This window comes from Neobacillus sp. Fa239 (assembly GCF_055395235.1).
In genome coordinates this window covers 304,816-320,242 of the sequence record NZ_AP041612.1, presented here as the reverse complement: position 1 = coordinate 320,242, position 15,427 = coordinate 304,816, and the positions used below count along the sequence as shown (strand labels likewise).

The 15,427-nt window shown below is 36.2% G+C and carries 10 protein-coding genes and 1 pseudogene; 2 read left to right on the top strand and 9 right to left on the bottom strand.

Annotation, left to right across the window (positions count from 1 at the left end; all coding sequences use genetic code 11):
- The first annotated feature begins 160 nt into the window (after positions 1–160).
- Complete coding sequence (locus ACZ5XR_RS29930; RefSeq protein ID WP_464502568.1) at positions 161–1,051, top strand: RES family NAD+ phosphorylase; 891 nt, start codon at positions 161–163, stop codon at positions 1,049–1,051.
- Between the two features lie 71 nt (positions 1,052–1,122).
- Here the strand turns inward: ACZ5XR_RS29930 and ACZ5XR_RS29925 are convergent.
- From ACZ5XR_RS29925 to ACZ5XR_RS29885, 9 genes and pseudogenes are all read right to left on the bottom strand, one after another.
- Positions 1,123–1,946, bottom strand: a pseudogene (locus ACZ5XR_RS29925) (ATP-dependent DNA ligase).
- A 205-nt stretch (positions 1,947–2,151) separates the two neighbouring features.
- Positions 2,152–2,556, bottom strand: a complete 405-nt coding sequence (locus ACZ5XR_RS29920) for a VOC family protein (RefSeq protein ID WP_464502567.1) — start codon at positions 2,554–2,556, stop codon at positions 2,152–2,154.
- 233 nt (positions 2,557–2,789) lie between these two features.
- Positions 2,790–3,776: a helix-turn-helix transcriptional regulator gene (locus ACZ5XR_RS29915; protein ID WP_464502566.1), complete on the bottom strand. Its 987-nt coding sequence runs from the start codon at positions 3,774–3,776 to the stop codon at positions 2,790–2,792.
- A gap of 599 nt (positions 3,777–4,375) precedes the next feature.
- The gene (locus tag ACZ5XR_RS29910) at positions 4,376–4,837 is read right to left on the bottom strand and encodes a DUF4279 domain-containing protein (protein WP_464502565.1); all 462 of its coding nucleotides are present in this window, start codon (positions 4,835–4,837) and stop codon (positions 4,376–4,378) included.
- Positions 4,838–5,234: 397 nt separating this feature from the next.
- Positions 5,235–5,588 carry a hypothetical protein gene (locus ACZ5XR_RS29905; RefSeq protein ID WP_464502564.1) on the bottom strand — a complete coding sequence of 118 codons (354 nt, stop codon included), beginning with the start codon at positions 5,586–5,588 and terminating at the stop codon, positions 5,235–5,237.
- Positions 5,589–5,670: 82 nt separating this feature from the next.
- Entirely contained in the window at positions 5,671–5,763 is a 93-nt protein-coding gene (locus ACZ5XR_RS29900) for a DNA cytosine methyltransferase (RefSeq protein WP_464502563.1), read from the bottom strand.
- 482 nt (positions 5,764–6,245) lie between these two features.
- A complete protein-coding gene (locus ACZ5XR_RS29895; RefSeq protein WP_464502562.1) occupies positions 6,246–7,193 on the bottom strand; it encodes a tyrosine-type recombinase/integrase in 948 nt (315 codons plus the stop codon).
- Positions 7,194–8,790: 1,597 nt separating this feature from the next.
- Positions 8,791–9,876: an endolytic transglycosylase MltG gene (gene mltG / locus ACZ5XR_RS29890; RefSeq protein WP_464502561.1), complete on the bottom strand. Its 1,086-nt coding sequence runs from the start codon at positions 9,874–9,876 to the stop codon at positions 8,791–8,793.
- A gap of 1,788 nt (positions 9,877–11,664) precedes the next feature.
- The gene (locus tag ACZ5XR_RS29885; RefSeq protein WP_464502560.1) at positions 11,665–13,710 is read right to left on the bottom strand and encodes a sigma-54 interaction domain-containing protein; all 2,046 of its coding nucleotides are present in this window, start codon (positions 13,708–13,710) and stop codon (positions 11,665–11,667) included.
- A 274-nt stretch (positions 13,711–13,984) separates the two neighbouring features.
- Between ACZ5XR_RS29885 and ACZ5XR_RS29880 the strand changes: the two genes are divergently transcribed.
- Entirely contained in the window at positions 13,985–15,397 is a 1,413-nt protein-coding gene (locus ACZ5XR_RS29880) for a YfcC family protein (RefSeq protein WP_464502559.1), read from the top strand.
- Positions 15,398–15,427 lie beyond the last annotated feature (30 nt).

Below are 15,427 nucleotides of genomic sequence, written 5' to 3'. Positions count from 1 at the left end.
CCTTTTTTCATTTGATTCTTAATATTTTTTAAGCACCTTTTTGTCTGTACTTATGCTTTACCCTAAAGGAAATAAATGGAGTATAATTTGTATTTGATGAGGTCAGAAAGTATAACCATACATATGTTAAAAATTGTACTGAAGATGGAGGGGCGTTTCTATGGAGGATAATTTGTTTGAAAAAGCCTATAAATTATGGAATGGCTTCAAATCAGAAATACTATTTGAGAATAGGTTTATTATTAAACACGAGGTTCTGGAGTACGTAAAACACTTTGCAGAAAAAAATAAAATATATATCGAAAAAGATTCAATTTTATATAGAGCAAGAATCTTCACAGACGATTCTGGTTATATTCATTACATTAATAAGGATTTTAATAATGAAGAAGGTTCAAACAGGTATAGTCAGTTTACAAATCTATATTACAAGAAAGATATACATTCAAGAGCCGAATCTGATTTTTGGGGTTATGGGGAACAAGATTCTTTTGTTCCACCAAATAACGACAAAGTAGGTAATGGTCGAGTAAATCCAGCTTTTATTAAATACTTATATACCTCAGAGGATCCATATACAGCAATGGTGGAAGTGCGACCATATTTAGGTAGTAAAGTAAGTATTGCAAACATCCTAGTAGAAGATTCAGTTTGTATCGCTGACTTTTCCAGATTAAATTATGTTGACAATGAATATGAAACATATCTTATTCACCAAATAATGAGAGATTTTTCTAAACCATCTGATTCTGATACAATGCATTATTTGCCAACACAGTACATTGCTGAATTTATTAAAAGTTTAGGTTTTCATGGAATAAAATTCAGAAGTTCACTACATAGCTCGGGTAAAAATATTACTTTTTTTAAATATGACAAATGTAAGCCAATATCCTCTAAACTTTTTGAAATTAAAGATATTTGTTTTGAAGCACAGTCACTTGCTCCAGATAAATACGAATTTTTAGAGCATGAAAAACTTGAGCCTTACAAATTTAAGTTATTCCAAGACATTGCACAGGAATTAAATAAAAAAAATAAACAAGAATAATGGTCTGCATAATTGTTGTAATCTATTAATGGACTAAAGAAAGGATGAAATCATTGCGATTCCATCCTATTTTAGTTCCACCCTACAAATGAGGGAAGTCGGAGCAGCCCGCCTTTAGTTAAGTGCCTGTATTTCACACGGCACTTGATCGGCTGGATAAAGATAAACTTATCATTCTCTGAAATAAATTGCTGCTGCTGGTATAGGCTCATCCGTTCAGCCGGTGGGATAAACTCCATTATCCCAGCTGGTTTGCCATCTAGAAAGTTAAGAAGCATCCCAAATTCGCCTTTTCTAAGCCCAGTAATCAGCACTTCATCATATTGGTAATTAATCACCTTGAGCCACGCCTGGCTGCGTTTACCGACCTCATAACGAGAATCCTTACGCTTTAGGACTATGCCCTCTAGACCTTGCTGCTGGACCAAATCAAAGTATGCAGAACCGTGACCTTCTATAAATTTAACTTTTGCAATTAAACTTGTATCCTGAAGGATAATTGCATCAAGCAACTGCTTTCTGTCCATTAATGGGAGCCGGGTAACTGACTTTCCCTTATATTGAATCACGTCAAATACTACGTAGCTTAATGTACGGTCTTGAATAGGGTGTTCCGGCTTGATTGGAAACGGGACATCATTGCTTCAAAGTCCGGTTTTCCAGTTGGATCGGTAACGATAATCTCTCCATCTAATACCGTCCCATCCGGAATATCTATTGTTAAAAGTTCCGGGAACTTAGCCGTAACCTCATTGTTGTAGCGAGTATATAGTCTTACTATATTATTAAACTTCGTAAATATTAATCTAATGCCATCCAGCTTTAATTCAGTTATATAGGAATTATCATCAAATGGCTGGTCTACTTTTTGTAGTAGCATGGGTGAAACATACATATAAACCACCTCATGAAAATTGTACGATACCAATAAGCTAGAATCATTGGTAACTAATTGTCACTTTTGGAATAAGTAACTATCCTGTGAAATAAATAAAAAATGACCATCCATGAAATGATGATCATTCTTCTTGAACTTAAGCCCCCCTTACTTTAAGTGTAATTCTTCACAAAATTGAAGCCTCACTCACTTCAACTGTCCTTCAACCCCTTCCGCTGAACCGTTTAATAGCTTCCTCGGTCACCGGCTCAAAGAGGTTAACGAGGTTTCCGTCGGGATCACGGAACAACACAGCACGGTTCCCCCACGGCATAGTGGTCGGTTCCTTTACCCACTCATCGACAAACGGTTTCAAGCGCTCGTATTCGCCATCGACATTGTGAACGCGGAACTCGATGATGACAGTGTGATTATCGGCCGCCACCGCGGAACCAGCGCCAAACAGTGGCACTGTCTGCGAGTGGCCGATCGCAAGGGTGCACGATGGAACAATGAATTCGGCAAAGACTGGCGCGGGGCGTTCCGCCGAAACACCCATGACTTTTTCATAGAACTTGACAAGACGATCCACGTCGTCGGTAATGATGCGTACAGAAGCAAAATTCACGAGAAACCATCCTTCCTATAATAAATGATACAATATCGTATCATATCATTTTGGACCAGAACCAGTGAAGTTTCCGTAAAGGCCCGATTTAATCAGAAACTGAACCATTTGGTTCTACTGGCTGTTGCTCAATTGATCCATAGTGAAATGAATTAATTCCTGTGGACGTTGAATGGCAGTGTACACAAACTGAAGCAAGACATACTTAGCATTTATCTCTCACCCCTTTATGTTTAATTACTCCTATTATAAAATGACGCTACTGACAGCAGTATGTCAGTAGCGTTTAAACATTTTTTGGGCTTCCTCATCCGATTTCGTAATGATTCAGGCTCCAATACAATCGCAGCAGCTCCCCAGCCAAGCACCCATTGCAACAATTCTTCGAGTTGACGAACGCGTAAGATCACATGCAATCCATCTTGATGCTCTTCCATATCCTCTATGTAATGATTGTTCGATTCTTTCACCTTATCTGCGATATCATGGTTAAATAAAAGGCGAACTAGCAAGTGTCGATCATCCGGAGGGGTATACTCTCTTAAGTTAAAATGTGTTGGTAGTTCGAATCGTTCTCCCAGATCGATAAGTTCCATCATTCGGGACAAGCGGAAATGGCGAATGTCTTGGCGCAGATCACACCGGGCAACGAGCATCCATGATCCTTGAACGAGCACCAATCCATAGGGAGCAACGGTACGAAAACTATGGCGATTCCCGTCGGAATCTGCAAGTCTTTTTGCATAATGAAAGCTGATCTTTCTCTCGTCTAATATCGCTCGACGGATCTTTTCTAGATATTCTTTTTCTTTTGACTGCTTAACCTGTTTATCAGAAATGAGCAAACGCATAGCCTTGCGTACACGAGATGTTTCATTGCGTACGCTCTCCGGTAGAATTGCCTCAATTTTTCCGCGGGCACCTTGAGCCTTGATACGATAATCATCATCAAATCTTTGTTCGATAAAGTCCGTTCCAATCAGCAAGCCCACGGCTTCTGGTACCGTGAAACTGATTGGCGGCAGGAAATAGCCTTTCATCAGGGAATATCCTGTCCCAGGTGCTCCTATGATCGGCACGCCCGCTTCACTCAGCGCCTGGATGTCGCGGTAGATGGTCCGCACGCTAGTTTCAAATAGGGTCGCCAAATCTTCTGCCCGTACAACTTCTTTACGTTGTAGCTCCAGCACGATGGCTAACAAACGGTCTGTTTTGTTCATTGGTTACCCTCTTGAATATTTACTGCAAAATAAACATACCACATCTTAATGGAGAAGATAATTTAGTAAAACTAGAAGCAAATTAAAAACCAATTGTCCTAGATTAGATGTAAAGCTAAAAATTATAAAAGTATCACAATCCTTAGAGATTTTATGGATAAAGTCTTTACGAGGACATAGGGTTTGTAGAATTTTCTCAAACATTTGATTTAAGTCGCCATAGTCACAAAATATTACTCGATAACCTCAATAACAATCCTTCATTTTTTTATCCTTAGTGATTGGTTCACCCTTTTCTTTCTTTTGATGGTGTTTGAAATCCATAACACATAAAATAAACTTCATCAGGTTTTTTCTTTACCATACCTCTATCCATCCTTTTTAAAATAAATCAGAAAATCAGGGATTAATTATTTATCTTTTTTTAAAATTGCTTAACCTTACCATATGGTTATTATTTTCGGCAAAAAATTTCATTTTTCTTCTTCCACTAAACTGCCACGATAGTTTAAGTACAACATTTCACAATCTCGATCTTGTTAAAAAAGAAAAAAGGCGACCTTCTTCTTGAAGTATCGCCCCCGTTACTTGAAAAAGGATTAATTATACCATTCTTCTAAAGGGTCTACATAAGGGTTTGCATACAAATCTATGTCAATTTCAGCTTGTATACTATTAACAAATTCAACCTGCTGTTTAGTAAGATGAAAACCTGGTGTAAAACCATTTTCCATTTTTATTACAATTGAGAAATAGCATTCCAGATTAAATTGCGATTTTAATTGATTAATTATATCTACTTTGGTTTTTAAAGGTCTAATTATCTGGTCTAGTTGTTCCTCAACATCGTAGGATTCTTCATAGTCGGTACCTAATTCCCATGCAGTCTCTTTTTTATAGTGGACTATAGAGCAAACAACATTTGTACTAAAATCCCATTCAACGACATCACCTTTCTTATAGGTATCAGTAGGTTTAATTCCCAATAATTCAGTAACTCTATCAATAGGGAAGGTATCTCCATACAAGCTGAAATTAACTTTTACTTGAGTTTTTTTCAAGTACAATATCCCCTTCCGCAAAGCCTCATTTTATAACAATTATAATACCATTCCTTCTTCAACTGTCCTTTAATTGAATAAATTAAAAAGCCGGCAATGATAGCCGGATCTTCAAGTAACCTGTCACTATAGTTTAAGTACATCGTTTCACAATCTCTCCTCTATATTAACATAAATATCCATTTTATATTTTATAGAATAATACCGAAAACGAAGGTTATAAGTTTTCGCGAGAAGATCTTGTTATGCTGAGTCCATACCTTACAAGACACATTAAACGTTTTGGTGATTATGTCATCGATTTACAAAACATCCCTCAACCAGTCGAGGAGAATATACCGGTATAAACATAAAATGGGTCATCGACTGGAAATAAAAGTAAGTCTATGACCCATTTTTACACGTATCTCGGCTGAACCCCATATTCAGAGTCTTCAGGTTTAATATAAAAGATACCCTTTTTAGTTTGGTAATCACTAACGTCATTAAACTCCATTTCAACTGGCTCTTCCGAAAAATACTTCCAATCAAAATTGTAGTCTCCAAACTTCTTTTTATCTTTGGCCTTAACATTAATTTCAATAGCTGAGTGTTTTGGAGGACTTGGGCAGAAATCAACCTCAACATTTTTAATCGAGTCAAGGTAACCCGATTTGTCTCTTATACCAAGAGTCACACCTTTAAGACCAGTTCGACTCCCATTGCTCTTATACGCTTTCATAATTGCTTTTTCATTATCTTGTAGCCCCATTTTAAACCTCCCCTTTCCTTTAAACTAAAATAAGGATACTATGTTTAAATAATAAAGGAAAGGAATATAAAACAAAATATTCCTACCTTGGCAGCTTTTTGAATATTGCTTCCAACACGTCAACGACAATTGCGTTTCCGAATTGTTTATAAAGAAATTTGTCTTGAGTGTTCACGGCTTGAGCTTTCTCATAGTCCTCCTCCAAGCTTCCCTAGGAGTAATTGTTACTAATTGCAAGTCCCTAAAGATCAACCACGTCAAGACGACCTCGAGGGTCATATTGTGTGGAGCCGTACTAATCAAGATTTGACCACTATGGTTGAGATCTGCTCCTCGGTCTTAAAGTATTTAGAATCAACGTCCTTGTCGTCCTCCAACTTAAGCCTTCTACGGAGGAGCCGTTCGACCCATTTCGTTACGCATACAAAAAACCTCCAAATATAATAATTTGAAGGCTCTGAACACACACAGTTTTAGCTTCTCGGTCAAAGACAGTGTCGTTCAAAATGGAAAAAAGACTGTGGAACTAACACCCGACTTACTCCTCTCCGAATCTTTCTGACAATTTATACAGAACGAAATTAGATGAGTAGTTGTACGTCAAAGGAAAGATAATTTTGTTTAAATACAAATCTCCAACACACTAAAAATTGTAAATTATAAATTCTTTAAAATGCTACTTGCATTACTCTTATAACGTAAGCCTGCCTGAACGTAACGATCAACCATTTCCCTTGTTTTATGGCCAGTTTGTTTCATAATTGCTATCTCAGTCATCCCCATCATAGCTGCGCTTGTCGACAGCCCACTTCTCAAGCTATGAGCTGCAAAGTCGTTTACATCCATCCCCAGTTCCCCGATATATTTCTTTATGATAAGTGCTACGGATTTATCACTCAACCTTTCCTTGATATTTCCATGCCGATCAATGGAACGAAATAACGCTCCAGTGGTAATTTCACTTATTTTAACCCAATCTTTAGTTGCTTTAACTGGACAAAATTCATTGTACGTATAAACAACTCCTTTTATAAGATCATCATTTTTCGTTTTTGTTTCGCGAACCCTTACGTCCATTCCCAAGTCGTTAATTTCTAAATCTTCTATATTAATTGATACCAATTCTGAACGTCGGCTCGCCAGGGCAAAACCTAATAAAAGGATGGCTTTATCTCGTACACCAATAAGAGACGAGGTGTCAATTTTATCGATTAAGGCAGGAAGGACATGTAGCATCAGTGCCTTTTTCGGTTCTTGCCGAGTACCGATTTCTCTTTTTATCCCTTCTAATAAGGCTTGAACTTCAACTTCCTTAGAAGGTGGAAGATGATGTTTAAATTTATGCGCCATATTAATAGAGGAAACTCGTCTTCGTATAGTTGAATATTTATGTGTCGTTGCCAATTCCGTTAAATAAAGGCAAAGCGTACCTGCAGATGCCGGTAGGGGTTCCCTTCCATTCGTTTCACACCACTGAGTAAAGTGTTTCCAGTCGGAAGCGTAACTTTTCTGTGTATTCTTACTTTTTGAGTTTTGTATGTAGAATTTTATTTTTTCGAGTTTCTCATTATCAATCTGAAGAAATTTTCCACTTTCAGTTAACATAATATCGAACCTCCTTAACGGCTGGTTTTTCCGGTTTTAAGTTCCGATAACTATCTATTATCGGAACTTAGCGCTACCGCAAACAGAATAGTGTAAAATCCATGATGTAATTCAAAGACTGGCAGTAAACTATTTTAAATAGCTAACATAAAATGACCACTTTTGTAAATAGTCCGGACTATAATGAAATTTAAAAATAAATCATATTATATAGAAGAAACACGTCACGAAGAAGTGCAAACAAGTCTCAAAGTCAGGAAATTGAATCAAAGGGATGCAAATTTCTTTTCTCCTTTTTCCTAAAGTTTTGGAAGCAAAAAAGAGTGGTGAACATTAGAGAAACTAAATTTGCTGATCCGCTTCATATTTTTTGTGGCCAATTACATTCAGGAATTCTATTGTGGAACATTTCACAGTTGAAGTGAATACGTATTATCGATTAAACCGTAGGGGGAACAATAATGTAAACCGATTCAGGTTATGTCAATTCTAAATTATTTAAGAGTGAATTTTACAAGATTATCTATGTGGAAATTCAAGTTTTACTTTAATATCTATTTGTAGAGTAATAGCAAAATACTTAAGATAAAATTGACGATATAAAAAGTTAAAAATGTTTTCATAAGTTTTTTATGTCACTCTTTTTCATTGTTGTTATATGAATACAAAATTAGATCAAAAAATTATTCCTTAAATTAGGGATGTCTGAGATTTGTATTCTAACGGATTTATCTTTTCTTTCATCTATAACCCTTCACCTAATTTCGTTGTATAATAACGGATGAAAGTTCAATTAACTTATGTATCATTATTATTATCACGTTCAATTTTTAGCTTAGATGTAATTCTCTTTTCTATAATTTTCAACTCGTGAACTACGATATATGAATAAATATAAAATTAATATCATTTTATTTATTATTTTCATAACTAAAATATAACATAAGATTATTATATTTATTATCATATATGTTAATATATATGATAATGTTGTAAAAGAAATATATGTTGATAAAAGGTGAAATATCATTCCTAATTTCTTTTCATTTTTAAGTAATATTAGTGGCTTGCAAGGATTCCTTCCAATTTTAAAAATCCCAAAAAATTCATATTTGAGACTTTTAGTTTTAATAATCCATTTTAAAGAGGGTTAGGATCTGTAGTTTTACATCAAAAAGTAAATCCATTTAATCTATTTACATTTCATTCTAAAAAGCTACTAATACTCCAACAACTCTTCTCCACTATGGCCTTTAATAGAATGAACGAGAAATTACCCACTAATACTGGTCAGTATGTCTCAAGCAGTTTTGAAGTTAGTTCACCTTAGGACTATGGACCAACCTCACGGGCTGGATTCACGGCTGGAATCCCGTTTTATTCGCCTGTATGGTAAGTAAAAATCTTCTTCATTTCCTGAGGAGGCTCTGGGCCATAGAAAAAAGTAAAATAAGCTAGATTATCTAATTAACATCAAGACTATGGAATAACATGACCGTTGTTAATCAAGGCCATCCTGACGGGATGGTCTCTAATTTTGGGGGATTTTAGATTTTAAAAACAACAAAAAAGCACCGTTTGGTGCTTTTTCGCTTTTTTATTTTTTGGCTATATTTTTCCACTCCTGTTGATATTTCTGTACATTTTGATGCTGCTCCGCAAGTGAATCCGCATAAAGCGTCTCACCTGAGGGACGGGCATAGAAATAAAGAGCATGAAAACCTTGTCCTGCAGGATTCAAAACAGCAAGTAAAGATTTCATTCCAGGATTACTAATGGGACCAATTGGAAGTCTTCGAACAATATACGTATTATACGGAGTTTTCTGCGAAATATCGTTATTAGTTACTATTACTTTCAATTCTCTATTTCCATATAAAGCAGTCATATCACTTTGTAATTTCATGCCAGATTGAAGACGATTCAAGAAGACTTGCGCCACTTTCGGTCGGTCTGCATCTAATTTGGATTCTCTTTCCACCATGGATGAGAGCGTCACAATATTAGAAAAAGAATGAAGTGGTGTGGTGCTCATTATTCGGTTGATATCAGCCAAATTCTGAGTATAAAACTTGTTTGTTTGGTTCAACATTATTTCCACCACTTTTTGCGGATTCGCATCTAATGGAAATTCATAGGTATTCGGCTGAAGATATCCTTCAAGTGGGAAATAAACATTTGGATTGTACGCTGGAAGCCAACCATATTTTTTTTGCAATGCTTCATAATTCTGCTTATTGTTCACATACGAGATAAATTTTTCTGATGAAAATAAACCTTTTTTCTCAAAAACAGCTGCCATATCAACGATCGTCGAACCCTCTGGAATAGTGACCTCATTGTTTTTTTCATTCATGATTCCTTTTTGATTCATCTGCCGAATTAAATCATCAAAATTCCCCGCTTTAATTTGATAGGTTCCTTCATAGAAAGCGATGGGAAAAGCTTTTGGCTTTTTTAAAATATATTGATAGTATTCTTGTTTAATTCGAATATAGGTATAAAAAATCGTTCCATTTTTGACGATTCCATCCTGTTCCAAAATCCCTCCAACTTGCCTTGGCGTGGCACCATGGAAAACTTCAACTGTACCGGATTTCACTTTCATTTCCCTCATTCCCCAGAAAGAAATCCCACCTACCGCCAAAAGTAGTATGAATAGACTGACTAAGAATTTTTTCATCCTATCACTTCCAACAATCTATTTTTTTTAAAAGGTAAGACCCTTATCATGATACAATACAAACAGAGTTGAAAACAATGAAAATAATTTCCCATTATAGTAGAAACCCTAGACCAGGGAGAAAGGGTTATGTAATTGTCGATAAAGAAAGAAATCTCATTTTACGTCAAAAGTCTGGAAAAGAAGATTCATCGTCGAACAATAAAGTGAAAATGAAACCTATCATTCAAGCATTATAATACATTTTCAATACATATGAACCAATAGAAGCTCATCTACATACAGGTTCCACCAACATCATCAATGCCATGACCGAGTGGACACACAAGTGGAAGGTATTGTACTTTTTTCAAAAACCATATATTTTTTCTCAACCAATAAAGAGGTAATGGAAAAAATTTCGCGCAATCTTCTTCTAACCACCCACAGAATGGGAAATTTTGACGAATTAAAGCATGTTTATGGATCCATCAATGAGATACTCACACTACATAATAATTTGGATGTGATTTTTTCGTTTCATAAAAATCTGAAGGTAAGGGAAAAGGTAAGAAAATATTTAAATACCGAAGAGCGTTTCCATTTTAGTTGATTCGCTTGATTATCAAACTTTTTCCAATTTGATGAAAGTATTCTATTTAACTATCGAAAAAGTATTGGCGAAACGATTGAAATAAATATGCAAGATACAAGTCCCCTTTTCTTCGTTTTATATAATAAAAATGCACCTCATGAAAATAAAAAGCAATTAACTTACCCCGCCTAATATAAAATTGTAAAAGAAGCTGTTCATCTTGCTGGAAAAAATTCAAAAGTAACGCCGCACTGGTTTAGGCATACTTTTGGCCCTCCTCTATTGGAGAATGATGTTCCACTTGCGAATGTTTAGGATTGTGATGGCCATTCAGATATATCCACAACGAATATTAATTTAGAAAGAATAAACCAAGATAACTCCTACATTTAAATAAAGAAAGTTAAATTGTTTTAGAAACATTCTTTTTCATTAACGTCAAGCATACAACATTGTTCTGTAACCTTTTGATTAGAAAGAGTGATTTTGAAACATTCTTAGAAGGAAAAATTATTGACCATTCTTTATATTTTTATTGAACTACACAGCATTGAGAACAATCGAATGAACCTATTCAGGTTATGTGTATTTCTAAACCATTGAGTGATATCTTCAGATTATCTGAAGGTAAACTATTCAGCATTAACTTTGATTTCAATACGTGGAGCAATGGACTTAAATCTTTATTTTAAATATTCTTTCTTAGAAGTGATTGCAAAAGAACTTGGAATTGAGGAAAATTCAGCCTTAAAATAATTAAAATGCATTACTCAAAGTAATTTAAGACAATTAAAAAGTTGAACAACGAATTTTTCTTAATTTGGAATGTTGAAGATTTGCATTCTGACATATAATTGCATTTTATGAGGGCGCTTATCTAGAATAAGGATAGCGTCTTTCTTAATGTTAAGGGCCAGATTGTTGAACAAGGCATACTGCACTAAAGGGAGCGATTGTGAAGTGAAAAAAGCTCAATTTCTCGTTTATAACACTGAGAAATTGGGCTTTTAATATTGGATAATTTCCGTTTCGTTCCTAAACTTTGCTAAATAATTATCCTCAATTAAACTTAGCTTGATGGCGATGGCGGGATCCCTATATTAAGTTTTAAGATTTCTTTAACGTACAAAAACGTTCAAATGTGCGAACTCCCCCTATTAGTAGTGGCTAATTATATCATTTTCATTCAAAAGCAAAATGCAGGAATGATTGCTTTAGGAATACACTGCACGCTTTGACTTAAGAAAATATAAATACTCTATTCCGGCAACGGTTATCTTCGTGCCGCCCCGTCCTCTTCCTTTGACGACAAATCCTTCACTTTCTAAAATATCCAAACGGAGGCGAATCTGCTGAGGGGACAAGACAAAGTCTGTTTCTTTGCTTTGACTTGAAATCAACTCTCTGCTTGCTACTTTTCCCTTTTCGTTGCATTGGTTGATTACTTCTAAGATGAAAGCGCGCTCCTTCATTTCCAGCATACTTTCACATGTAGAATATTCGGACATTACGCCGTCTTTCGCTTGTCCCAACATGGATGGAAGATCTCTTTTCGTTACGACATTTCCTTCACAAACCGTCAACATGTAATCAATTGTGCTTTTTAGTTCTCGTATATTTCCAGGCCATTCATATTGCATGAAATACTCCAGAACATCTTGTTCAGTCTTTACCCACTTCCCGCTCTTTCTGATGAAATGTTTAATCAAAAGTGGAATATCCGCTCTTCTCTCAATGAGTGGTGGAATGCGGAGATTAAGTACATTCAGCCGGTAAAATAAGTCTGATCTGAATGAACTGTCCCGTATCTTTCCTTGAAGATCTTTATTCGTTGCGGTAATCACTCGAACATTAATAGGTATAATTCTTCCACCACCGATTCTGCGAATTTCCCCCTCCTGTAGAACGCGCAGCAAATGTGATTGAACTGTAAGACTTATGTCACCAATTTCATCTAAAAAGATAGTCCCGTTGTCCGCCAATTCAAACAAACCTTTCTTGCCTCCCCTTTGTGCTCCTGTAAATGTCCCTTCTTCGTAGCCGAACAATTCGCTTTCAAGCAGGCTTTCTGTTAATGCGCTGCAGTTTACAGCCAGAAACGGCCCGTTTTTCCGCAATGAATGCTCATGAATCGCATGCGCAAACAATTCTTTTCCTGTTCCTGTCTCTCCTTGAATTAAAATCGGATGCTCCGACAAGGCAAGTTTCTTGGCGATCCTCTTCCGACCTTTCATTACATCATGCTCGCCGATAATATCATCAAATCCGTATTTTGTATGAAATCCTTTATTACGCATTTCTCTTTGCGCTGTCTTTTCAATTTCAAAAGCTTGATGCACACTCTTGAAAGTTGCGATAATTGTATTTTCTTTCATCATTTGCACTCGAAAAATTACGACAGCTACGCCATCTATGTCAAAGAACTTGCTTTCATCCTTACCGTTCATGATGAAATCGGTGATATCCCGGCAATCTATCACATGTTCTATATCCTTATTAACTGTATTTTGCTCTACAACATGAAACAATGCAGCAAGCCGATGATTGAATACTGTAATCCGACCTTCCTGGTTGACGACCAATATTCCATCATCGATAGTTCCTACCACATTTTGGATGTGTTCGCTCATTTGCCTTGCATCACGCTCTGCATATAGCAGTTTACGTTGTAATTCAATAATATTGCTAATATATCTTTCTGAAATCTTCGAGGATATATCCTTGTTCAAACCGCAGCATTCTACAACTTCCAGAATTGTTGTCATATCAAAAAGACGCACACCTATGTCAATTACTTCTTTTATATAAGAGGGACAAAGATGTGTTTCTCCTGGTGAAACGGCAATTTCAACATTCTCATAAAACAAGTTACCTTTCCTAAAAGGGATAAATTGAACGTGATTGATACCAAGTTGATATAAGGATTCAATAAGCATGGTAGTTGTATCATCATCATCATTCACCAGCAGAACTGCTGAACCTTCTGGTATTCTTAAAAGTTTGTCAATATGGTCATGATGAACTGTTCTCTTTCCTACAATTATTTTCTTGGCATTCACGTTAGAAATACTGTTTGTTCTATTATAAGCAATATCTGATGAATATAAGATAATTGTATCTTCCAGATACTGCGGTAATCCATCATCCACAGCATGGCTTCTAATATGAATATAGTCTCCAATTAATTGTTCCATTTGTTCCTGCAAGGCTTGCCTTGTTTTTGCACTTCCCGCTATAAGCGTAAGTGAGGATTTTGACATAAAAACACCTACTCGCCTTTAAATTGGATCTATTATATCACCAAAAAAGACCGATAAAAACCCAAAAATCTAATCTAACCATAAAAATTTACTTATACATCAATATACCCGTTTTGGCACAGATATTGCATGTGTAATCAATGAATGCCTCAAGGATTAGAAAAGGAGGGAAAAAGCAGAATACGAGAAAAAAAGAAGGTAGTCTATATGAGGTATTTATTTTGTAAGCGTTTTAGTTTTATCCATTTATATTAAATACAAAGGAGAGTCATACATGAGCCAGCTACAAGAAAAGGTTGTTTCGTTTGAAAAAAAAGAGAGAAAAATCAATATTTTTGTATTGCTATTCATCATTCTAGCAATATCAACTCTATTAACTTATATTTTGCCGGCAGGAGAATATACACGAATTGAAGCGGATGGACGGACAACTGTAGACCCCAATTCTTTTAAATGGATAAAATCGGCACCGGTCGGATTGTTCGATATGATAAAAGCTGTTCATATAGGAATGGTAGATGCCGGCAATATTATCTTTTTCTTATTAATTATTGGAGGATTTTTCGGTGTCTTAAGAGCAACAGGTACGGTTGACGGGCTGATTGCCACAATGGCCCGAAAGTTGTCTACGCGTGAAAAGCTTTTAATTCCTGTCGTGATGCTGGTTTTCGCTGCAGGTGGTTCCTTAATAGGGATGGCGGAAGAAACGTTGGCCTATGTTCCTCTTATTATTCCGCTAGCGTTGGCACTTGGATTCGATACAATTACAGGAACTGCCATTGTCATAGTAGGAGCATTGTCAGGATTTACGACTGCCATAATGAATCCCTTCACAGTAGGAATTGCCCAAGGAATCGCAGAATTACCGATGTTCTCTGGGATGGGGTACCGCCTTGTTTTATTTGTTATCGTCTATTTTGTTTCTGTTTTTTTTGTCTATCGTCACGCAATGAAGGTAAAGAAAAATCCTTCTATAGGCATCTACGGAAAATATAAAAAAGAAGAAGCGAGCCATTTACTTCAATCAAGTGCGAAGTTAACAACTAGACATAAGCTTATCCTGGGTGCTTTTTTAATTAACTACATCGTCTTGGCGTTTGGTGTTATCAAGTTCCATTGGTACATTACAGAAATTGCAGCCTTATTCGTTATATTGACAATCGTAATTGGAATCATCGGAAAACTGTCAGCAGATCATATTGTCAACTCCTTTACTAAAGGCTCTGCTTCCTTGATTAGCGGAGCTTTGATAATCGGCGTATCACGCGCCATTCTTGTTGTATTGAATCAGGGACATATCGTTGACCCTCTCCTGCATCAAGTATCTGAATATATCCAGTATTTCCCAAGTTATTTAAGTGTTGCCGGTATGTACAGCTTCCAAACTCTTATACATTTTGTTTTAGCTTCCGGCAGCGGTCATGCGATGCTGACAATGCCTATAATGGCGCCGCTTGCAGATTTATTGCACATTACGCGCCAAACAGCAGTATTATCATTTTCATTCGCGGATGGTATTGGAAATATGATTTTCCCAACTGCCACCACCCTAATGGCGAGCTTAGCCATTGCAGGCATTCCTTGGACAAAGTGGGCGAAGTGGATTCTCCCTTTGATTCTAATTGAATACTCAATCGGTTTAATAGCGGTTATAATTGCTAATGCTTTTGGATATGGTCCATTCTGATATGGGACAAGAAGTATTGACAGGAGGAGA